This window comes from Streptomyces sp. NPDC104367 (genome assembly GCF_055583825.1).
The window spans coordinates 333,396-354,881 of the sequence record NZ_JBVJND010000007.1 but is presented as its reverse complement, the minus strand read 5'-3'; the positions used below and the strand labels follow the sequence as shown (position 1 = coordinate 354,881).

Here is a 21,486-nt window from a genome sequence, read left to right as displayed (position 1 = left end):
AAAAGCACGACCGGTAAAAGCAGGAGAGAAATCATGACTCGCATTTTTCGCACCAGCAGCAATGTCCGTGCCAAGCGCCGGGGCTTCCGCCTCGCGACTCTCGCCGCCTCGGCCGCGGTGCTCACCGGGGGCTTCGTCCTTCCGGCGTCCAGCGCGCTGGCGGCCCCGATGCCCGCCTCTCATGTCGTGAGCCTCGTCCAGGGCGGTGGCGCCGGCGGTGACGGAGGCGCGGGAGGCGGCGGCCTCATCGGCGGCGGCGGTGGCTCCGGCGGTGCCGGCGGCGGCAGCGTCCTGGGCGTCGGCGGCAACGGAGGCAAGGGCGGCGACGGAGGCGCCGGCATCCTGGCAGGCGGCGGTGGTGGCGGGGGCGGCGGTGGCGGCGACGGTGTCGTCGGCGGAAACGGCGGGGCGGGCGGCAACGGAGGCACCGGCCTGTTCGGTGGCAGCGCGGGCTCCGGCGGCTCCGGCGGCAGCGGCATCCTCCTGGGCGGCAACGGAGGCAAGGGCGGCAACGGAGGCTTCGGCGTCTTCCAGGGCGGCAACGGCGGGAAGGGCGGCGCGGGCGGTCTCGGCGGGCTCTTCGGCGGCCTGGGCGGTGCCGGTGGCGCCGGCGGCGGCAGCATCTTCTGACCGTCTCGTCCGGGTGGGGGGCGGAGGCCGCGCGGCCTCCGCCCCCGCCCTCCCCGCACCACCATCCCGGTCATCCCGGTCAAGGAAAACGGAGAACCCCCATGTCCAGAACCCGCTGGCATCGTCCGCTCGCCCTGGCGGTGGCATCGGTGGCCCTCGCCACCGGCACCGCGTACGCCGCCCAGGCGGCCCCGGGCATCGCCCCGGAAACCAGCCGGACGGCCCCGGCCACCCCTTCCCACTGCGGCCAGGGAGGGAAGGGCGGGGAGGGCGGCAAGGGCGGCGCGCCCGGCCGGCCCGGCGAACCCGGTCACCTCGGCTGCTTCAGGTTCGGCGATCTGCCCGACAAGTCCAAGTCGGATCTCACCGGCATGGACAAGATCCGCATCGTGCTGACCGTGGAGTCCGGACAGGCGAAGAAGGCCGACGTCGTCAAGAAGTACAAGATCTCCGAGAAGGAGTTCGACACCTGGGACAAGCAGTTCCGCGACGGCGACTGGGCCGCCCTGCTGGACCTGAATTCCCTCTTCGGTTCCTGAGGAACGAGGGACCTCACCGGGCGTCCCGGCCCGGCTCGCGCCGGGACGCCCCTTTCGGAAATCCCGCGACTCCGAAGCCCCCCAGAAATCGGAAAGCGGAAATCAGTAACCGTAAGTCAGCAATCAGCAATCGCTCATCGGAAAGAGGCAATGTCATGCGTGTGCGTTCCTGGAAGGCTCGTCTCGGTCTCACGGCCTCGGCGGCCCTGGCCGCGGGAATGACCGTCGGCGCGCTGGCTCCGGCCGCGACGGCGGCACCGGCACCGCAGAGCCTCGCGGCGTCGGCGGCCGCCCGGCAACTGCCCGGCGGCGGCGCCCGGCCGGGCGGCGGCGGGCAGTTCGGCATCGGCCGGCTCGGCACCATCAGCAGCGTCGACGGCAGTGTGCGCGTCGGCAACCGGATCTGCGCGGGCAACTGCGACGGCACGGTCAACGGGACCGCCGGCACCCAGGGCGGCATCTGTGCCGGGCTGTGCAGCGGCAGCGCCAACGGCGGTACGGGCACGGCCGGCGCACCTGGACACGAAGGCGGCGCAGGCGGGAACGGCGGGATCTGCGCCGGGGTCTGCGGCGGCAGCGCCAACGGGGGAACCGGCGGAGCGGGCGGGACCGCGGTGGGCAACGGCACCGGCAGGACCGGCGGCAAGGGCGGCAACGGCGGAATCTGCCTGGGGATCGGCTGCGAGAGCGACGGCACCGGGTGACGGGAGCCGCCCGACGGGGCGCGGCGGATGACCTAGTGCAGACCCCTAGGCATACCGACTAGTCGGTACTAGCCTCTGGCCCCACGCTCTCGGAGCCGGGCCCCGCGCATCGTCGTCGCACCGACGCGAGCACCCGGTTTCCGGGCATCCCTGGGAGGAGCCGTATGCCCGCCACCACGACGCCGTCCGACGCGGACAGCCCCGCGCCCGACGTGCCCGCCCGTGCCGTCCGCACCCCGCTGGGCCGGCTGTTCCGCCGTGAACTCGCGGACTACCCGCCCACCGGTCGCCGCATGACGTATCTCGCGATCGTGGTCGTCACCACCGTCGTCCTGTACTACATGCTGTACATCCAGTACGCGGTGGCGACGTCGATCATCACGCACTTCGGCATGACGTACCGCTACTTCATCTGGGTCTCGGTGATCGGCAACGCGGTCGGGGCGTTCGCCTCGCTCGTGGCCGGTCTGGCGGACCGCTGGGGCCGGGCGAACCTGGTGGTCCACGGGCTGCTGATCGCCGCGCTGCTGGTCTTCTTCGGGCTGCCGAACGCGGCGGACAAGACCACGTACCTGGTGCTGTTCGCGCTGGTCAGCTTTATCGAGGGCATCGTGCTGGTCGCCACCCCCGCGCTGATCAGGGACTTCTCCCCGCAGCTGGGCCGGGCCACCGCGATGGGGTACTGGACGATGGGTCCGGTCATCGGCTCCCTGGTGGTCACCACCGTCACCAGCAACACGCTGGACAGCGCGAGCTGGCAGGACGAACTGCGCTACTCGGCGGTCTCCGGGTTCCTCGTGTTCGCCGTGGCCCTCTTCGCGCTGCGCGAGCTGTCCCCGGGGCTGCGCGACCAGATCATGGTGTCGCTGCGGGACCGGGCGCTGGTCGAGGCGCGTGCCAAGGGGCTGGACACCGAGGCGGTGCGCCGCGGCGAGTGGCGGCAGATGATGCGGCTGGACGTGCTGGGCTCGGCCTTCACCATCGCCGTGTTCCTGCTGCTGTACTACGCGGCGGTCGGCAACTTCGTCGTCTACTTCGCGACCACCTTCGGCTACAGCGAGCAGCGCACCAACGCGCTGGCCAACTGGTACTGGGCGGCCAACGCCATCAGCCTGGTCCTGGTCGGCCTGCTCTCGGACCGGCTGAAGGTGCGCAAGCCCTTCATGATCGTCGGCGCGGTCGGTTCCATCGTGGCGACCGCGGTGTTCGCCACCCGCGCCACCCATCTGACGACCGGCTACTACACCTTCGCCTGGCTGTTCGTCGGCATCGGTGTGTTCAGCGGCATCGCCTACGCGCCCTGGATGGCGAGCTTCACCGAGACGGTGGAGAGGCACAACCCGGCGGCGACCGCCGCGGGCCTGGCGGTGTGGGGCTGGACGGTGCGCATCGTGGTCGCCGTCTCGGCCGCCTTCATCCCGGTGCTGGTCACCTCCGTGACCCCGCTCGTGGAGCACGGCGCCGAGGTCAAGGCCGCCTCGGCGCAGGCGGCGCCCGCGCTGGCCGTCGTCGACGCGCACCAGGCGCTCTTCGCCGAGCTGGACAAGTACGCCCCGGGCAGTGTGCCGCCCGAGCTCAGCGCCCGTGCCGTCCGCGAGGTCGGCGCGGCGGACCTCGCCGTCGTACAGAAGGCGGCGCCGCAGCTGAAGGTGTTGCGGGAGCACGGCGCCGAGGTGCAGAAGGCGACGAAGGACGGCCCCGGGGAGTGGCGCAGCTGGTGGTGGATCTGCGTCGGCGGCCAGGCGCTCTTCCTGCCCTTCGTCTTCGTGATGGCGGGGCGCTGGAGCCCGAGGCGGGCACGCCAGGACGCCGAGGCGCACGAAGCGGCCGTCGACCGCGAGCTGGCCGCCCTCGCCGCCGCCGAGGTGTGACCGCGCCGCGTACCCGGCCGGCCGCCCGTGGGCGGTGGCGGCCGGGTACGCGGCGCGGCGCCGGTCCGCAGGAGTTCCTCACGGCCCGGCGGCAGGACGTACGGCGGGCGGCGGGGATTGCCCGGTGGTCACGCGGAGGCCGCCGCGAGTCCCCTCTCCAGGTCGGTGATCAGGTCGTGGGCGCCCTCGATGCCGACCGACAGGCGTACCAGGCCGGGGGTGACGCCGGCCGCGGACTGCTGCTGCGGGGTGAGCTGGGCGTGGGTGGTGGAGGCGGGGTGGATGACGAGGCTGCGGACGTCGCCGATGTTCGCGAGGTGGCTGAACAGCCGGAGCCCTTCGACGAAACGCCGGCCCGCCTCCAGGCCGCCCGCGAGTTCGAAGGCGAGGACCGCTCCGGCACCGCGCGGGAGGTAGCGCTTGGCCTGGGTCTGCCAGGGGCTGGAGGGGAGGGTGGCGTAGTGCACCCGTGTGACCTCCGGCCGCTCCTCCAGCCAGGCGGCGACGGCCTGGGCGTTCGCGACCTGGCGTTCGATGCGCAGGCTGAGCGTCTCCAGTCCCTGGAGCAGCAGGAAGCTGTTGAACGGGGAGACGGCCGGGCCCAGGTCCCGCACCAGCCGGGTGCGCAGCCGCAGCGCGTAGGCGAGGCCGCTGTCGGCGAAGGAGTCCCAGAAGGACAGCCCGTTGTACGTCGGGTCCGGTCCGGTCAGTCCGGGCCAGCGGCCGGGGTCGGCGCCGAAGTCGAAACGCCCGCCGTCCACGACGACGCCGCCGATGGCGGTGCCGTGCCCGGACAGGAACTTGGTGGTGGAGTGCACGACGATGTCGGCGCCGTGGTCGAGGGGCCGCAGCAGGTAGGGGGTGAGCACGGTGTTGTCGACGACGAGCGGGACGCCGGCCTCGTGGGCGACGCGGGAGACCGCCTCGGTGTCGAGGACGTTGCCGCGCGGGTTGCCGAGGGTCTCGCCGAAGAAGGCCTTCGTACGGGGCCGGACGGAGGTGTACCAGGCGCCCAGGTCGTCCGGGTCGTCGACGAAGGTGACGTCGATGCCGAAGTCGGCGAACGTGTGCTCCAGCAGGGTGCGGGTGCCGCCGTACAGGGACGGGGAGGCGACGATGTGGTCGCCCGCGCGGGCCAGGTTGAGCAGGGCGAGGCTGGTCGCGGCCTGGCCGCTGGCCACGGCGACCGCCGCCGAACCGCCCTCCAGGGCCGCGATGCGTTCCTCGGCCACCGCGGTGGTCGGGTTCGACAGCCGGGTGTAGGCGTGGGTGGTGAGGTCGGCGAGTTCGAAGGCCTCGGCGGCGTGCGCGGTGTCGCGGAAGACGTAGCCGGCGGTGGAGTGGACGGGCACGGCCCGCGCGCCGGTGGCCGGGTCGGGGACCGCTCCGGCGTGCACCTGGAGTGTCTCGAAGCCCCGGTCGAGGGTGCTCATCGGACCTCCTCCCGCCTGGCCAGGACGTCGGACCACCAGCGTTCGGCGACTCCCGGATGCGAGCGGAGCCAGCCGACGACCGCGTTCTCGCCGAAGGCGGCGAGCAGCGGGTTGTCGGGGTCGTCGGTGACGCCCCGGCTCAGCGCGGCCAGCTCGGGCGGGAGGTGCAGCGGCTTGACGACCGCGTCGAGGCGCGGGCCGAGGAAGAAGGGGATCGAGTAGCGGTGGACGCCGGATGCGGGGCTGACGACCCGGTGGCGGGTGGCCTTGAGATAGCCCTGGGTGGCGATCTCCAGCATCTCCCCGATGTTGAACACGAACGCGTCGGGCACCGGTACCGCGTCGATCCAGCCGCCGTCCTCGCGCTGCACCTGGAGTCCGCCGACGTCGTCCTGCTGGAGCAGGGCGAGGTAGCCGTAGTCCTTGTGCGCGCCCACCCCCTGGTCGGCGTCCTCCGCGGTGCGCGGCGGGTAGTGCACGATCTTCACATGGACGGCGGCCTCGTCGTCGAACCACTGGTCGAAGTAGCCCTCGTCCTGGCCCAGCGCGGCCGCGAGGGCGCGCAGCACCTCGCGGCTGACCCGCAGCGCCTCCGCCTGCCAGCGCAGCACGGTGTCCCTCAGCTCCGGCAGCGCGGACGGCCACTGGTTGGGGCCGATCAGCCGCAGGTAGTCGGGGTCGTCCGGGCCGGTCGGCACCGCCGCGCGCTCCGGGCCCATGTCGATCTGCTCCCGCCAGTCGGCGCCGCCCGCCGTGTACTCGGTTCCGGTGCGGGTGTAGCCGCGGAACTGGGGCGAGTTGAGGTTCTGGATCTCCAGCCGCCGCTCCTCGGGCAGCGCGAAGAAGGCGCGTGCCACGGTCAGCGCCTCGTCCCGCAGGGCGGCGGGAATCCCGTGTCCGGTGACGTAGAAGAAGCCCACCTCGTGGGCTGCGGACCGGAGTTCGGCGAGGAAGGCGGCACGGTCGGCGTCCGGGGCGCGGAAGCGGGAGATGTCGATGACGGGCAGGGCTGCGGGTGGGGCCATGGGGTTCCTTCGCGGCGGCGGCGAACGGCTGCCTTCCGCGACCCGCGCTGAACGGCGGGCTGTTCGAGGGCAGTCGGGGAGAACGGTCAGGAAGAGGGAGACGAGGTCGCGAGCCGTCGGACGGCGGTCAGCAACAGACCTGGTCGAACTGGTCGGCGCGGCGGCCCGCCCAGAACGGGTCGAGCAGCACGGTGTGCGCCGGGCCGGTGGTCTCCATGGGCGGATGAAAGCACACCCGGGATCGATGCGTCCACCGTCCGCCCCGGTGGGCGGGCCGGGGCCGTCCCGTCGGCGCGCCGTGTGCCCCAGAAGAGGTCGGCCGCCTCGTGGTTCACCCCTGTCACCGGGTTCCGGGCGTGTCTTGACGTCGGAAGATCGGGCGATCTACGGTGAGCGTGAGCTACGAGTTCCGGTGATCAAGCCCTGGCTGGCCGGACGGCAACCCTCGACGCAGTGGGGTGCCCCAGGTGACGGCTCGGCGGATCTTCTCTTTCTGCAAGTGCGTTCGTAGCGGCCCGGGACGGGCCAGAACCCGGGAGGACGGCATGGCGACGGCCTTCATGCCGTGTTCCCGGCGCCATGTCGACCTGCTGCTGGTGTCCAGCTGTCTCTGTACGGGCTGATCCCGCCCTGCGCGGACCGGCGCCACCACCGCCCGTCCGGCTGAGTTCCCCTCCCCCTCTTTCACACGCGATCCCGCACGCCATGGCGCTTCCCCCGTGCCACGGCTGCCTCACGCGCCCCTGACGCGGAAGCGGAGACACCTGATGGCACTGCACAACGGCCCCACCCCCGGCAGACCCCTGCGGTCCGGCCTCGGCGCGACCGCCCTCGGCACGGCGTTCCTGGTGGCGCTCACCGGCTGCACCAGCAGCAAGGACGGCGCCGCCGCGGCGTCCGGCACGTCGATCACCGTGGGTACGACCGACCAGGTCGCCGGCCTCGACCCGGCCGGGGCGTGGGACGCGGGCTCCGGCACCGTCGAGAGCGAGGTCTACGCGACCCTGCTCGCGCAGAAGAACGGCTCCGCGGACGTCTCCCCCGACCTGGCGACCGGTATCGAGCTGACCGGGCCCAAGGAGTACACGGTCACCCTGGCCAAGGGGCTGAAGTTCGCCAACGGCCACGAACTGACCTCCTCTGACGTCAAGTTCAGCTTCGACCGGAACCTGGAGATCGCCGACGAGAACGGCCCGTCGTCCCTGCTGTACAACCTGGCCTCGGTCGCCGCCCCGGACCCGACCACGGTCGTCTTCACCCTCGAGTCGGCCAACGACACGCTGTTCCCGCAGGTGCTGTCCACGGCGGCCGGCTACGTCGTGGACGAGCAGGTGTTCCCCGCCGACAAGATCCTCGACGACCGGGCGATCGTCACGGCCAAGCCGTGGAACGGCCCCTACGGCATCCGGAGTTACGACAAGAACTCGCTGGTGTCCTTCGCCGCGAACGCGCGGTACGAGGGGCGGCTGGGCACCCCGAGGACCAAGAACGTGCAGCTGAAGTACTACACCGACGCCAGCAATCTGAAGCTCGACGTCGAGCAGGGCACGATCGACGCGGTCTACCGCACGCTCACCACCGCCGACCTGGACGACCTCGCCGAGCAGAAGGACATCAAGGTCCACACCGGGTCCGGCAACGGAATCCGCTACATCGTCTTCGACTTCGACACCCAGCCCTACGGGACCAGGACGAAGAACGCCGACAAGAAGAAGGCCCTCGCCGTCCGGCAGGCCGTCGCGGACTCCGTCGACCGGTCCCAGCTCGCCCAGCAGGTGTACAAGAACACCTACCAGCCGCTGTACAGCTCCGTCCCGGACGGCCTGACCGGCGCCGGCCCCTCCTTCAAGTCGCTCTACGGCGACAAGAAGGGCGGGCCCGACACGGCCGCCGCCGCGGCCCGGCTGAAGGCGGCGAAGGTGAGCACCCCGGTCACCCTCAACCTCCAGTACAACAGCGACCACTACGGCTCGTCCTCGGCCGACGAGTACGCGCTGCTCAAGACCCAGCTGGAGGCCACCGGGCTGTTCAAGGTGAACCTGCAGTCCACCGAGTGGACCCAGTACGGCAAGGACCGGATCAAGCACCTCTACCCGCTGTACCAGCTGGGCTGGTACGCCGACTACCTCGACGCGGACAACTACCTCTCCCCCTTCTACTCGGCCAACAGCTGGGTCGCCAACGGCTACGACGACCCGGCCGTACGCGCGCTGATCAAGAAGGAGGAGACCGAGACGGACGCCGCGAAGCGGGCCGAGCTGCTGAAGCGGGCGCAGGACAGGGCCGCCACGCAGGTGCCGCTGCTGCCGCTGCTGCAGGGCTCCACCGCCATCGTCACCCGCGCCGACATCAGCGGCGTGCCGGACGAGCTGGACGCGACGTACCAGTTCCGCTGGGCGGGGCTCGCGAAGAAGTGAGCGCCTCGACACCGGCGGCCCCCGGCGCCGTCGCTACCGCGGCCGACGGCGCCGCCGGGTACGGGCTCGCCCGCTACCTGGTGGTGCGCTTCCTCCTGATCATCCCCACGGTGCTGATCCTGGTCAGCCTGGTCTTCTTCCTGATGCGGCTGACCGGCGACCCGATCACCGCCGCCTTCGGCGACCGCCTCACCCCCGACCAGCTCCAGGCCAAGCTCCACCAGGCGGGCTACGACCGGCCGTTGGCGACGCAGTACCTGGACTACCTGCGCTCGCTGGCGACCGGTGACTTCGGGCGCACGGTCACCGACAACCAGCCGGTGACCCGGGTGCTCGGCACCTACGGCGCCGCGACCGTCGAACTCGCCTGCTACGCCCTGCTGGTGGCCCTCGCCGTCGGCGTCCCGCTGGGCATGGTGGCGGCCGCCCACCGCGACCGGGCGCCGGACGCGGCGCTGCGCCTGTTCGCGATCCTGACCTACGCCACCCCGGTCTTCTTCGTCGGTCTGCTGCTGAAGCTGGTCTTCGCGATCCGGCTGGGCTGGCTGCCCTCGTCGGGCCGGGCCAGCACCGGCGTGCAGCTGTTCCTCCAGGACCGGACCAGCACGACCGGCGTGTACCTGATCGACGCGTTGCGCAGCGGCGACGGTACCGCTGTGGCGGACGTCCTGCGGCACGCGGTGCTCCCCGCGCTGTCCCTGGGCCTGCTGGTGGCCGGCGTCCTGCTCCGGCTGGTCCGCACCAACCTGATCGGCACCCTGTCCGCCGACTACGTCGAGGCCGCCCGCTCCCGGGGCGTGGCACCGCTGCGCCTGGTCACGCACCACGCGACCCGGCCCGCGCTGATCCCCGTCGTCACCGTGCTGGGTCTGCAGGTCGCCGGGCTGCTCGGCGGGGCCGTCCTGACCGAGACCACCTTCGAGTGGAAGGGCCTCGGCTACGAACTCGCCCACTATCTGACGGCCCGTGACTTCCCGGCGGTGCAGGGCATCGTGGCGCTGTTCGCCGTCGTGGTGGCGGTGACGAACTTCGTCGTCGACGTCGTGGCCGCGCTGATCGACCCCCGAGTGAGGTACTGACCATGGCCGTGGTTCTCCTACGACGGCTGCCGACCCGGCTGCGGACGGGCGCGGGAGTGCAGCGGGCCATGCTGCTCACCGGTCTGCTCCTGACGGGCCTGTTCGTTCTCACGGCGCTGCTGGGACCGCTGGCCGCCCCGCACGGATACGCGCAACTGCGTGACGTGAGCGGCCTGTTCGGCTCGCAGCAGCCACCGAGCGGCGCGCACCCGCTGGGCACGACCGTCTCGGGCTACGACGTCCTGTCCCGGACGGTGTGGGGCGCCCGGACGGCGCTGCTGATCATCCTCGCGGCGTTGCTGCTGTCGGTGGTGCCGGGCACCCTGCTCGGGCTGGTCTCCGGCTATCTCGGCGGCAGGACGGACCGGTTGCTGGTGGGGCTGGCGGACGCGCTGTACGCGTTTCCGCCGCTGCTGCTCGCCATCGTCATGTCGATCGTGATCAGCGGTGGCCGTTCCAGCCTCGTGGGCGGTCTCGGCGCGGCCGCCTGCTCGGTCGCCGTGTCCTTCGTGCCGCAGTACTTCCGGGTCGTGCGGGCCGAGGTGATCCGGGTGAAGGCCGAGCCGTTCGTCGACGCGGCCCGCGTGATCGGCACCGGGCCGTGGCGGATCATGACCCGGCACGTGCTCCGCAACTCGGTGCGCACGCTCCCGCTGATCTTCACGATCAACGCGTCGGAGGCCATCCTGACCCTCGCCGGCCTCGGCTTCCTGGGCTTCGGCATCGAACCCAACTCCGCGGCCGAGTGGGGCTACGACCTCAACCGCGCGGTCGCCGACGTCACTTCGGGCATCTGGTGGACCGCGATCCCGCCGGGCCTGGGCATCGTGCTCACGGTGCTGGGGACCACGCTGCTCGGCGAGAGCCTCACCGATCTGGCCGACCCGCGGCTGCGGCGGCGTGCGGCCGTCCCCGCCCTGCCCACCACGGACGGAGCCGGGAGCCATGACTGACCTGCTGCGCATCGAGGACCTGCACGTAGGGTTCGCCACCGACACCGGCCCGGTGACCGCCGTCGACGGGATCAGCCTGTCCGTCGCGCCGGGTGAGGTGCTGGCCCTGGTCGGCGAGAGCGGCAGCGGCAAGACCGTCACCGCGCGGTCGGTGCTGGGTCTGCTGCCCGCCACCGCGAGCGTCCGCGGCCGCGTGCTGCTCGGCGACGGCACCTCCGCGCCCGACGAGGACGTGCTCACGGCGTCGGCGGCCCGGCTGCGCGCGCTGCGCGGAACGCACGCGGCGATGGTGTTCCAGGAGCCCGCCACCGCGCTGAACCCGGTCTTCACCATCGGCTGGCAGCTCGCCGAGGGCCTGCGGGCGCACGGTCACGGCGGCGGCAGGGCCGCACGGCGGGCGATCGCCGTGGAATGGCTCGACAAGGTCGGCATCCCCGACCCCGCCACCCGCGTCGACCACTATCCGCACCAGCTGTCCGGCGGTCAGAAGCAGCGGGCGGTCATCGCCATGGCCCTCGCCCTGGGCACCCGTCTCATCGTCGCCGACGAGCCCACCACCGCCCTCGACGTGACGGTGCAGGCGGAGATCCTGGAACTGCTCCACCGCTGCCGCACCGACTTCGGCACCTCCGTGCTGCTCATCACCCACAACATGGGTGTCGTCGCCGACCTCGCCGACCGGGTGGCGGTCATGCGCGCGGGCCGGGTGGTGGAACAGGCGCCGGTGCGCGCTCTCTTCGCGGCGCCCTTGCACCCGTACACCCGTGAACTCCTTGCCGCCGTACCGGACTTCGGCACCGTCCGGCGGGAGCCCCGGCCGGCCCCGGCGGACGCCGGGCGGCCCGTCGTGCGGGCCTGCGGACTGGTCGTCGACTACCCGGGGCGGCTGCGCGGCAAGGGGTTCCGGGCGGTGGACGGGGTGAGTTTCGAGATCGGGCCGGGCGAGGTGCTCGGGCTGGTGGGCGAGAGCGGCAGCGGCAAGACCACCATCGGGCGGGCCGTCGCCGGGCTGACCCCGGTCACGGGCGGCCGCCTTGAGGTGTTCGGCGAACCGTGGGCGCGGGGACGGAGGCCGGGCGGGCGGATCGGTTACGTCTTCCAGGACCCCGCCACCGGTTTCGACCCCCTGCTGACCGTCGGCGAGAGCCTCGCGGAACCGCTCGTCGTGCACCGGCGCGAGCTGGGCGCGAAGGAGATCAGGGAGCAGGTGCAGTGCCTGCTGGAGGCCGTGCACCTGCCCCGCTCGCACGCGGACCGCTACCCGCACGAACTCAGCGGCGGCCAGCGCCAGCGGGCCGGCCTCGCCCGGGCGCTCGCGCTGCGGCCCAGGCTGCTCGTCGCCGACGAGCCGACCTCGGCCCTGGACGTGTCCGTACAGGCCAAGGTGCTCGGCCTGTTCACCGAGCTCCAGCGGGAGCTGGGCTTCGCGGCGCTGTTCGTCAGCCATGACCTGGCCGTGGTCGAACAGGTCGCCGACCGGGTCGTCGTGCTGCACCGGGGAAGGATCGCCGAGGAGGGCGCCACCGCCCAGGTGCTGGGCGACCCGCGGGACGACTACACGCGCCGGCTCGTCGCCGCCCTGCCGGTGCCCGACCCGGTCCGGCAGGCCGGACGGCGGCAACGCCCCGTGGAGGAAGGAGTGGCCCGCTCATGAGCGAAGGTCCACTGATCGACGAAGTACTGCGCAGCACACCGGTGTTCGACGGCCACAACGACCTGCCGGTGGCGCTGCGCGCGCTGGCCGGCTCCAGCGTCGAGGGCTTCGGCGACGGTCTGCCCCGCCTGCACACCGATCTGCCCCGGCTGCGCGCCGGAGGCGTCGGCGCGCAGTTCTGGTCGGTGTACGTGTCCTCCAGGCTGCCCGAGCCCGAGGCGGTGGTGGCCACGCTGGAGCAGATCGACGCCGTCTACCGGCTCGCCGCCCGCTACCCCGACGCCCTGCGGATCGCGTACACGGCGGCCGACGTCGAGCGGGCGTTCGCCGAGGGCCGGATCGCCTCGCTGCTCGGGGTCGAGGGCGGGCACAGCCTCGCCGAGTCGTCCGGGGTACTGCGCTCCTACGCCCGGCTCGGCGTGCGGTACGTGACCCTGACCCACAACGACAACACCTCCTGGGCCGACTCGGCCACCGACGAGCCGGCGGCCGGCGGGCTCGACGACACCGGCCGCGCGATCGTCGCCGACCTCAACCGCGCCGGCGTCCTCGTGGACCTCTCGCACGTCGCCGAGTCCACCCAACGCGCGGCCCTGGCCGTGTCCACCGCCCCGGTCCTGTTCAGCCACTCCTCGGCACGCGCCCTCAACGACCATCCCCGCAACGTGAGCGACGAGGTGCTGGAACTGCTCCCCGGCAACGGGGGCGTGATCCAGCTGACCTTCGTGCCGTACTTCGTCTCCGCCGACGTCGCCGCCTGGAGCCGGGCGCTCCAGGAGGAACGGGCGCGTCTCGGGCTGCCCGAGGTGTCCTGGGCCTGGCCGCGCGCGCCACGCCCCGGCGAGGATCCGGCGCGGGTCGCCGAAGAGGTCGCGAAGGGCTTCGTCCAGGAGCCCGACGACCGGCTGCGCGGCTGGCTCGACGCCCATCCGCGCCCGGAGGTGACGGTCGCCCAGGTCGCCGACCACGTGGAGCACGCCCGCGCGGTGGCCGGCGTCGGGCACATCGGTCTCGGCGGCGACTACGACGGGGTGGACCACCAGCCGACCGGTCTCGCCGACGTCTCCGGCTACCCGGTCCTGCTGCGCGAACTCGCCGACCGGGGCTGGTCCCGGCCCGAGCTGGAGGCCCTCACCGGCCGGAACGTGCTGCGTGTGCTGCGGGCCGCCGAGGAGCGGGCCGACGAACCGCTGTGGCCCACGGCCCCGCTGCGCTGACCGTCCGGTCCGCGTCCGCGGGCGTTCCGGCGGGTGTGGGCCGCGTCGCAGGTCCTTGACGGCCTCGGGGGCGGGCGACGTACGGTGAACCGATCGGTTTCTGACGGGTGGAGGCCCTTGATGCGCGTATCCGGCGCGGCACCGCAGGGTGTGTGCTCCGGCGTGCGGCTGTTCGCCCGGCGGCATGTCGACTACTGCCGCACCTGCTCCGCCGTCTGTCCTTCCGCAGGCCTCTGACACCGGCCGGGCCGCTCCAGCCCGGTCCCTCCTGCCGTGGAAGGAACGTCCCTTGTCCGCTCCCGCCCTGCACCTCGCCGTCGAGATCGACGGCGACGGCGCCCATCCCGCGGCCTGGCGCCGCGCCGCCCACTCGCCCGACCGGCTGCTCACCCCGCGCAGGCTGGCCGGGGTCGCCGCCGTGGCCGAGAACGCCGGGTTCACCCTGATCACCCTGGACGACGGCGTGCTGCCGCCCGGGGCCGCGCCGGATGCCGTCGGCCGTATCGGCGCGGTGGAGCGGGCGGCGTTCGCCGCGGCGTCCACGAGCACCATCGGGATCGCGCCCGTCGTCCCGGTCACCTACGCCGAACCCTTCCATGTCTCCAGCCAGTTGGCGTCCCTGGACCACATCTCCGCCGGACGCGCCGGGTGGGTGGTGGCCGAGGAGGACCGTCCCGAGGCGGCCCGGGTCTGGGGACGCCCCCCGGTCGACGACGCGGACGCGCGGGCCCGGGAGTCCGGGGACGGTGTGCAGGTGGCCCGCGCCCTGTGGGACTCGTGGGAGGACGACGCGGTCATCAGGTCGGTCGCCACCAGCCGCTACCTCGACCGCGACCGGCTCCACTACATCGACTTCACCGGGGAGACGTACGCCGTCAAGGGCCCGGCGATCGTGCCGCGTCCGCCGCAGGGGCACCTCGTCGTCCTGGGCCGGCCGGACCGGGTGGCCGCCGCGGGGCTGGACGTCGCCCTGGTCGGGGGCCGCGATCCGGCGGCGGTCGCCGCGGCGGCGGCCGGCGCCGGGACGCCCCGTGTCCTCGCCGAGGTCGAGGTGGCGCTGGACACCCCGGAGTCGACCGGCGCCGAGCGCGTCGCCGACCTGGAGCGGCACGCGCCGTGGACCGACCGCGGGCGGCTGCGGCACATCGGCTCCGCGGACGGACTGGTCGCGCTGCTCACCGAGTTGAGCCGGCACGTCGACGGGGTCCGGCTGCATCCGCTGGTCCTGGACGAGGACCTGCCCGTCCTCTCCCGGCTCGTCCTGCCCGCCCTGTCCGGGCGCCGGCTCACCGCCCGCCCGCTGCCCGGTACGTCACTGCGCTCGACCCTGGGTCTGGAGCGCCCCGCCAACCGTTTCGCGGCCGCGGCCGTCCCGGAGGAAGCCCGATGACCCGCACCGACCCCCTCGACGTCCCCCGGCCGGACGCCCGGCTGCACCTCGGCGTGTTCTTCCAGGGCGTCAACCACTGGACCGTCTGGTCCGCCCCCGACAGCGGCTCGCAGATCGACCCCGCCTCCTTCCGGCGGGTCGCCCAGACCGCCGAACGGGGCCTGTTCGACGCGTTCTTCCTCGGTGAGGGGCTCCGGCTGCGCGAGGTCGACGGCAGGATCCACGACCTCGACGTGGCCGGACGGCCCGACGCCATCACCCAGCTCGCCGCGCTCGCCGCCGTCACCCGCCGGATCGGCCTGGTCTCCACCTCCAACTCCACCTTCAACGAGCCCGCCGATCTCGCCCGCCGGCTCTCCGGCCTCGACCTGCTCTCCGAGGGCCGCGCCGGGTGGAACGTGGTGACCACCGACAACGCCTGGACCGGCGCCAACTTCCGGCGCGGCGGCTACCTGGACCACGCCGACCGCTACCGGCGCGCGGAGGAGTTCCTCACCGTGGCCCGCGCGCTGTGGGACGGCTGGGCGGACGGTGCCGTCGCCACCGCCGCGGACGCGCCCGCCTGGTCGGTGCCCGGGGCCGTGCGCCGGGTGAGCCATCGGGGGCCGCAGTTCGACGTCGATCTCGCCCCCACCCTGCCGCGCAGCGCCCAGGGCCACCCGGTGATCTTCCAGGCCGGTGACTCCGGCGAGGGGCGCGACTTCGCCGCCCGCAACGCCGACGTCATCTTCTCCGCGCACGGCAACGACTTCGACGACGCGCTGGCCTTCGCCGAGGACATCCGGCGCCGGCTGCGGGCGGCCGGACGGCCCGAGGACGACCTGCGGATCCTGCCCGGCACCGAGATCATCATCGGCGCCACCGAGGAGGAGGCCCAGGAGAAGAAGCGCTGGATCCGGCTTCAGCAGGTCACCCCGGCCACGGCGCTGGGCATCGCCGGACTGCTGTGGGGCATCGACCTGTCGGACCGCGACGCCGACGGACCGCTGCCCGCGGAGGACCCGGTCGTCGCCGAGAACGACGGCTCCTTCGGGGCCCGGCGGGTCGGCGACCCGCGCACGGTGGTGGCCGAGTGGCGGGCGAAGGCGGAGGCGCACGGCTGGTCGCTGCGCGAGGCCGTGATCGCGCTCGGGCCGCAGCGCGGGCACGTCGGCACCCCCTCCGGGCTGGCCGACAAGTTCGCCCGCTTCGTGCGGCACGGCGCGATCGACGGCTTCAACGTCACGCCCTACCTGATCCCCGACGGCCTGGACGACATCGTCGACCTGCTCGTCCCCGAACTTCAGGAACGCGGTGTCTACCGCACCGCGTACAGCGGCACCACGCTGCGCGAGCACCTCGGCCTGCGCGCGCCGCTCACCCACCGCCCGGCGGCCGGCGCCCGGTTGTCGGCTCAGTCGGCGGCGGGGGCCGAGAGCGCCAGCACGGTCTTGCCCCGGGTCCGCCCGGCCTCGTGACGCCGGTGGACCTCGACGACGTCCGACGCCGGGACGACGGCGGGCGGGACGTGGGCCAGGGCTCCGGAGGCGAGCGCGGACAGCGCCCTGGCCAGGTGCCCGCCGATCGTGGCGGGTGACCGGCTGTTGTACCCGGCGACGGTCCTGCTGTTCTTCCACAGGTCCCGGACGTCCGCCGTCCAGTCGGCGTGCCGTCCGAGGTCCCCGTAGGCGACCACCCGGCCGAGGGGCGCCAGCGCCTCCAGGCCGGCGGCCCGTACCGGGCCGCGACCACCGTGCCGGAGACCTCCAGACCGGGCACGTGGTAGCCGCCGGGGCCGCCCGGTTCGTCGAACTCGCCCCGGCGGTGCTGTACTTCGGCGAAGTTGACGCCGGCGTACGCGACCTCGATCAGCACCTGCCCGGGGCCCGGCCGCGGGGTGGGCACCCGGATCTCCTCCAGGACCTCCGGTCCGCCGTTCGACCTGAATCCGTATGCGCGCACGTGGGGTCCTTGTCCGTTCGTTCGCCGGCACACCGGCCGGGCACCTCGGTCGTCCTGCCGCTCGGGCGCTCCTCTCGCGCAACAGCCCCCGGGTGCCCGGTCATTCCGTCCGGCGCCGCCCGCGGCGCGGTCCGCTCCGGTCAGCGCCCGGCCCGGCGGTGTGCGGACGCCTCGCGGTCGCGATGGCGGTCGAGCACGTCGTCCGCGGGGCAGCGGCCGCGCCGGACGTAGCGGTCGGCGTGGGCGGCGACGGCGTCGACGACCCGGGTGCCGGCCCCCAGCCGGGGCAGGGCGTCCAGTGCCGCGTCGAAGCAGGTCACCGCAGCGTGTCGCAGCTCGGGGTCGGCGAGCCCGTGGCGCGCCGCGTCGCGCCACAGCGGATTGTGCGGCGCCGGGGCCCCGGCGGCCCGCTCGGCCAGGGGGCGCACCGCCCGGTGCGCGAGGGTGGCGGCGCCCGGGTCGTCGAAGAGGGCCGTGACCACCGCGAGCGGCACGATCCATCCGTCGTCGCCGGGCTGCGCGTCGATCATGCGCAGTTCCAGGTGGCCGCGCGGCCTGACGGGCGGGAACAGGGTGCCGATGTGGTAGTCGAGGTCGGCGCGGGTCGGCGGGCGCGTGCCGCGCGAGCGGGTCCACTGGCGGAAGGTCGTCCCGTCCGGCACCTCCCAGGGGCCGCCTTCCCGACGTATGCACATGACCGGTGCGTCGAGGACCCGCCGGACCCAGGCGCGGCGCGGATCGCGGAACGGAGGCGGGCCGCCGGAGCGCCCCGGGTCCAGCTCCGTCCACATCAGCTGCCGCGTCGACCGCCAGCCCGTGGGCCGGCCCTCGGCCATGGGCGAGTTGGCGAACGCCGCCACCAGGACCGCGCCCAGGTGGTGGGCCAGCCACCAGCGGCCGGCGAATCCCATGACGCCGGGTTCCTCCCGTCCGGCGTCGAGGCACACCTGGACGGAGGCCGAGGTGCTCATCAGGGCCCGCCCCGCCGGACCCGTGCGGTCGAGGCAGGCCTCCATGGCGTCGTAGCGGGGTTCCCGCAGGAACCGGCGGGGCGGGTTCCAGGGGTCCACGCCCAGGCCGGCCAGGGTCAGGCCCCGCGTGCGCAGCGCGGTGCGCACGGTGTCGAGGTCGGCGGCGACCTCGAAGACGCACCGGCTCAGCGACGGGGCCGGCCGGGAGCTCAGCTCCACCTGCCCGCCGGGCTCCGCGCTCAGCCCCGACAGCAGCGGCAGGGTGCGCAGTTCGGCGTGGGCGGCCGCCAGTTCGGCCCGGTCCACGGGGTCGTGGGGCGCACCCTCCCGGTGGACCAGCCACTCCACCTCGACGCCGACGCTGCGCGGCGGTCCCGTCTTGAAACAGATCCCCTCGACCAGTGCCTCTGCCTGATGTTCGGTGACGGCAGCACCGTCAACGCCGCACTCCGGTGGAACCGACATCCGGGAGCCTCCTGAACGCCTCGGGGACGCCGGGGTCGCGACGTCCGCCTCGTGTTACCGCCGAGCCTGCTGCAAGCGTCCGCCGTCCCGCCCTGTCATGACAAGAGCGCGTATGCCGGACGCCAGGGCGTTCGGCAGGCTGCGGACGGCGGAACGGCCGGTACCCGAGGCGCCGTCAGCCCCCCGGTGACTCGCCACCGGTGTCCCGGCGCACCTTCTGCCGGATACGGGTGTCCCGGTCGTGTTCGTGGTGCTCCAGCATGCCCAGCCGGGCCGTCTCGGGGTCGCCCGCGCGGATGGCCTCGGTGATCGCCCGGTGTTCGGCGAGGGTCGCCTCGAAGGTGTCGTCGACCGAGCGGGTCTGCCACGGCGCGCTGGTCTTCACCTGGGCGTCGACGGTGTGCAGCAGGGCGGAGACGGTGGTGTTGTGGGCGGCGGCGCGTACCGTGTCGTGCCACGCGTTGAGGCTGCGGCGGACCTCCCCGGGGGCGTCGAGGGTCCCGCCCTGTTCGAGCAGGGCGTCGAGACGGGCCAGGTCGACCGGGCTGCGCCGCAGGGCGGCCGAGGAGGCGAGCAGGGCGTCCAGCACGGCGCGCAGTTCGAACAGTTCTAGCATCTCCTCGTCGGAGCGCTGCCGTACGGCGAAACCGCGCCGGGTGCCCACCAGGAGTCCGTCGCGCTCCAGCAGCGCCAGGGCCTCGCGGACCGGGGTGCGCGACACCGCGAACTCCTCGCTCAGCGCCAGCGGGACCAGGGCGGCGTCGTGCGGGTAGCGGCCGGAGGTGAGGCGGTGCCGCAGCTCGTCGTAGATCGTGTCCCTTGTGCTCTTCATCCGTTTCCTCGTCGCGGGGCCGCCCGCGAAACGGTTCGCGGGCTGCCCCGGATCATGCCCGATGCCCGGGCCGCGGTCAGCCCCGGCCCTCGGCGACGGGTTCCTCCTCCGGCCCCACGACCAGCGGCAGCGCCGGGTCGGCGCGCCACTCCGACAGCGAGCCGTCGTAGAGGAGCACGTCGTCGATGCCGGTCTCGTGCAGCGCCAGGGCGAGCCCCGCCGCGTTGACCGCGCCTCCGCAGTAGAGGACGGTGCCGTCGCCCGCGCGTATGCCGTGGGCCCCGGCCAGACGTGCGGTCCGCTCGGCCGAGAGGGTGTTGTCGGGGCCCAGGAGGTCGGCGTACGGCAGGCTGGTGGTGCGCGGTATGTGCCCGGAGCGGGGGCGTTCGGGCGTGCCGAGGTACTCGGTGCGGCGCAGGGCGCACACCGCGGGAGTGGGGTCGCTCCCGTCGGCGATGCGCTTCATGCGGTCCAGGTCCACGAAGCCGTCCCGGGCCGGGCGCGCGACGACGTTCCCGGGTGCGGGGGCCGGTTCGCGGCCGTCGGTGACGGGCAGTCCGGCCGCCTCCCAGGCGGTGAGACCGCCGTTGAGGACACGGACGTCGGGGAGGCCCGCGGTGCGCAGCACCCACCACAGACGGGCGGCCCAGGCGCCGGTGAGCCGGTCGTAGACGACGACGGTGGAGTCCTCGCGGATGCCGAGTTCGCGGGCGTGGGCCTCGGTCCGGGACGGGGCGGGGCGGGTGAACGGGAAGGGGGCGGCGGGGTCGGAGAAGGCCGCGACCAGGTCGGCGAAGTGGGCGCCGGGGATGCGGCGTTCGGTATGCAGGCCGAGTCCGCTGACGAAGGCGGTGCCGCCGTCGGGGCCGGTGCGCCGGTCCACGGTGGCGTCGAGGAGGACCACCTCGCCGAGCCGGCCGCGCAGCCAGTCGGCGTCGACGAGGGCGCTCGTGGCGGCGGTCACGGCCGCTCCCCCGCGGTCGCCGTGGACGCGGCGCGGTTGCGCCACTCGCCGCGTTCGGGCCGGGCGAGGCCCAGGTTCTCGCGCAGGGTGGCGCCCGCGTAGCCGTCGCGCACCAGACCGCGGCGGCGCAGTTCGGGTACCACGTGGGCGGCGAACTCCTCGAAGGCGGTGGGGACATGGGTGGCCTGGATCATGAAGCCGTCGGCCGCGCCGCTGTCCAGCCACAGTTCCATGGTGTCGGCGATGTCGGACGCGGAGCCGATCATGTTGCCCTCGGTGCGGGCGCCGTACCAGCGGCCGATCTCGCGCACGCTGAGCTTCTCCCGCTCGGCGAACTCGACGACCTCCCGGTAGTGGCCCTCGACGCCGACCTCGTCGAGGGAGGGCAGCGGGCCGTCGAGGTCGTACCGGCCGAGGTCCACGTTGACGTGGTAGGCGAGCCGGGACAATCCGGCCTCGGGGTCGACGAGTTCGGTGAACGCCTGGTGCTTGGCGAGGGCGTCGCGCAGGTCGGTGCCCACCACCGTGGTCGCGGCCGGCAGGATCTTGAGCTGTTCCGGGTCCCGGCCCCGGGCGGCGGCCCGGGCCTTGACGTCGGCGTAGAAGGCGACGGCGGACTCCAGCGACTCGTGGCTGCAGAACACGACGTCCGCCCAGCGGGCGGCGAAGTCCCGGCCCGCCGGGGAGGCGCCGGCCTGGATGATCACCGGATAGCCCTGGGGCGGCCGCGGCACGCTCAACGGGCCGCGCACGGCGAAGTGTTCGCCGCGGTGGTCCAGCGAGCGCACGGTCTCGGGGCGGCCGAACACCCCGCTCGCCTTGTCGGCGACGACGGTGTCGTCGGCCCAGCTGTCCCAGAGCCGGGCGGTGACCTCCAGGAACTCCTCGGCGCGGGCGTAGCGCGTGTGCCGGTCGGGCAGCCGGTCCTGGCCGAAGTTCTGTGCCTCGGCGTCCTGGAAGCTGGTGACCACGTTCCAGCCGGCGCGGCCGTCGAGGAGGTGGTCGAGCGTGGCCATCTCACGGGCGACGTGGAAGGGTTCCTGGTAGCCGGTCGAGACGGTGGCGGCGACGCCGAGGTGCCGGGTGGCGGCGGCCATCAGGGTGACGACGGGGACCGGGTCCAGGCGCGGGGTGCCGGTGCCCCAGGTGACCGCCGGGTCGAAGGACTCACCGAGGCTCCTGGGCACCGCGAGGGAGTCCGGCACGAAGGCGAGGTCGAATCCGGCGTCCTCCAGAACCCGGGCGATGTGCGTGTAGTGGGCGGCGGTGAGGAAGCCGTCGCCGGCTTCGGGGTGGCGCCAGCCGACGGTGCCCTGCGGTCCCGCGTTGAGGAAGGCGGCCAGGTGCATGCGCGGGGCGGCGGTCCCCGGGGTGGTGCTCAAGGGGTGCTCCAGGTGTCGT

General features: G+C 73.6%; 18 protein-coding genes, 1 pseudogene and 1 riboswitch. Of the genes and pseudogenes, 11 read left to right on the top strand and 8 right to left on the bottom strand.

The features are described 5' to 3' along the window. Window positions 1-33: 33 nt before the first annotated feature. The 4 genes from ACZ619_RS13755 (at window position 34) to ACZ619_RS13740 (ending at window position 3,744) form a co-directional block, all read left to right on the top strand. Complete coding sequence (locus ACZ619_RS13755) at window positions 34-630, top strand: hypothetical protein (protein ID WP_469598185.1); 597 nt, start codon at window positions 34-36, stop codon at window positions 628-630. A gap of 101 nt (window positions 631-731) precedes the next feature. Then, window positions 732-1,169, top strand: a complete 438-nt coding sequence (locus tag ACZ619_RS13750) for a DUF1153 domain-containing protein (protein WP_469598183.1) — start codon at window positions 732-734, stop codon at window positions 1,167-1,169. Window positions 1,170-1,324: 155 nt separating this feature from the next. After that, window positions 1,325-1,873, top strand: a complete 549-nt coding sequence (locus ACZ619_RS13745) for a hypothetical protein (RefSeq protein ID WP_469598181.1) — start codon at window positions 1,325-1,327, stop codon at window positions 1,871-1,873. A gap of 164 nt (window positions 1,874-2,037) precedes the next feature. After that, on the top strand, window positions 2,038-3,744 hold the full coding sequence (locus ACZ619_RS13740) for an MFS transporter (protein WP_469598179.1): 1,707 nt from the start codon (window positions 2,038-2,040) through the stop codon (window positions 3,742-3,744). Between the two features lie 128 nt (window positions 3,745-3,872). Here ACZ619_RS13740 and ACZ619_RS13735 read toward each other — a convergent pair whose 3' ends face one another. Both ACZ619_RS13735 and ACZ619_RS13730 read right to left on the bottom strand, forming a co-directional pair. Next, window positions 3,873-5,177, bottom strand: a complete 1,305-nt coding sequence (locus ACZ619_RS13735) for an O-acetylhomoserine aminocarboxypropyltransferase/cysteine synthase family protein (RefSeq protein WP_469598177.1) — start codon at window positions 5,175-5,177, stop codon at window positions 3,873-3,875. Continuing rightward, entirely contained in the window at window positions 5,174-6,202 is a 1,029-nt protein-coding gene (locus ACZ619_RS13730) for an isopenicillin N synthase family dioxygenase (protein ID WP_469598174.1), read from the bottom strand. The genes ACZ619_RS13735 and ACZ619_RS13730 overlap by 4 nt, the downstream gene beginning before the upstream one ends. Before the next feature lie 398 nt (window positions 6,203-6,600). Beyond that, window positions 6,601-6,710: riboswitch (SAM riboswitch) on the top strand. 259 nt (window positions 6,711-6,969) lie between these two features. On the opposite strand from ACZ619_RS13730, the gene ACZ619_RS13725 reads away from it, so the two are divergent. The 7 genes from ACZ619_RS13725 (at window position 6,970) to ACZ619_RS13695 (ending at window position 16,369) form a co-directional block, all read left to right on the top strand. Next, window positions 6,970-8,619, top strand: a complete 1,650-nt coding sequence (locus tag ACZ619_RS13725) for an ABC transporter substrate-binding protein (RefSeq protein ID WP_469598171.1) — start codon at window positions 6,970-6,972, stop codon at window positions 8,617-8,619. Next, entirely contained in the window at window positions 8,616-9,698 is a 1,083-nt protein-coding gene (locus ACZ619_RS13720) for an ABC transporter permease (protein WP_469598168.1), read from the top strand. Before ACZ619_RS13725 ends, ACZ619_RS13720 begins: the two co-directional genes overlap by 4 nt. A 2-nt stretch (window positions 9,699-9,700) precedes the next feature. Continuing rightward, window positions 9,701-10,651, top strand: coding sequence for an ABC transporter permease (locus ACZ619_RS13715; RefSeq protein ID WP_469598165.1), 951 nt, complete (start codon window positions 9,701-9,703; stop codon window positions 10,649-10,651). Continuing rightward, on the top strand, window positions 10,644-12,305 hold the full coding sequence (locus ACZ619_RS13710) for a dipeptide ABC transporter ATP-binding protein (RefSeq protein ID WP_469598162.1): 1,662 nt from the start codon (window positions 10,644-10,646) through the stop codon (window positions 12,303-12,305). The genes ACZ619_RS13715 and ACZ619_RS13710 overlap by 8 nt, the downstream gene beginning before the upstream one ends. After that, window positions 12,302-13,522, top strand: a complete 1,221-nt coding sequence (locus ACZ619_RS13705) for a dipeptidase (protein ID WP_469598159.1) — start codon at window positions 12,302-12,304, stop codon at window positions 13,520-13,522. Before ACZ619_RS13710 ends, ACZ619_RS13705 begins: the two co-directional genes overlap by 4 nt. A gap of 289 nt (window positions 13,523-13,811) precedes the next feature. Continuing rightward, entirely contained in the window at window positions 13,812-14,912 is a 1,101-nt protein-coding gene (locus ACZ619_RS13700) for an LLM class flavin-dependent oxidoreductase (protein ID WP_469598156.1), read from the top strand. After that, on the top strand, window positions 14,909-16,369 hold the full coding sequence (locus ACZ619_RS13695; RefSeq protein WP_469598154.1) for an NtaA/DmoA family FMN-dependent monooxygenase: 1,461 nt from the start codon (window positions 14,909-14,911) through the stop codon (window positions 16,367-16,369). Before ACZ619_RS13700 ends, ACZ619_RS13695 begins: the two co-directional genes overlap by 4 nt. Here the strand turns inward: ACZ619_RS13695 and ACZ619_RS13690 are convergent. From ACZ619_RS13690 to ACZ619_RS13665, 6 genes and pseudogenes are all read right to left on the bottom strand, one after another. After that, window positions 16,306-16,587 carry a zinc-binding dehydrogenase gene (locus ACZ619_RS13690; RefSeq protein WP_469598151.1) on the bottom strand — a complete coding sequence of 94 codons (282 nt, stop codon included), beginning with the start codon at window positions 16,585-16,587 and terminating at the stop codon, window positions 16,306-16,308. The genes ACZ619_RS13695 and ACZ619_RS13690 overlap by 64 nt on opposite strands. A gap of 101 nt (window positions 16,588-16,688) precedes the next feature. After that, window positions 16,689-16,766 (bottom strand): annotated as a pseudogene (locus ACZ619_RS13685) (hypothetical protein); the annotation flags it as partial. 227 nt (window positions 16,767-16,993) lie between these two features. Beyond that, entirely contained in the window at window positions 16,994-18,289 is a 1,296-nt protein-coding gene (gene egtA / locus ACZ619_RS13680; RefSeq protein ID WP_469598149.1) for an ergothioneine biosynthesis glutamate--cysteine ligase EgtA, read from the bottom strand. 175 nt (window positions 18,290-18,464) lie between these two features. Next, the gene (locus tag ACZ619_RS13675) at window positions 18,465-19,121 is read right to left on the bottom strand and encodes a GntR family transcriptional regulator (RefSeq protein WP_469598147.1); all 657 of its coding nucleotides are present in this window, start codon (window positions 19,119-19,121) and stop codon (window positions 18,465-18,467) included. A 76-nt stretch (window positions 19,122-19,197) separates the two neighbouring features. After that, window positions 19,198-20,085 (bottom strand): sulfurtransferase, encoded by an 888-nt coding sequence (locus ACZ619_RS13670; RefSeq protein WP_469598145.1) that lies wholly within the window; start codon window positions 20,083-20,085, stop codon window positions 19,198-19,200. Further along, complete coding sequence (locus tag ACZ619_RS13665) at window positions 20,082-21,467, bottom strand: LLM class flavin-dependent oxidoreductase (RefSeq protein ID WP_469598141.1); 1,386 nt, start codon at window positions 21,465-21,467, stop codon at window positions 20,082-20,084. Before ACZ619_RS13665 ends, ACZ619_RS13670 begins: the two co-directional genes overlap by 4 nt. Window positions 21,468-21,486: the final 19 nt, after the last annotated feature.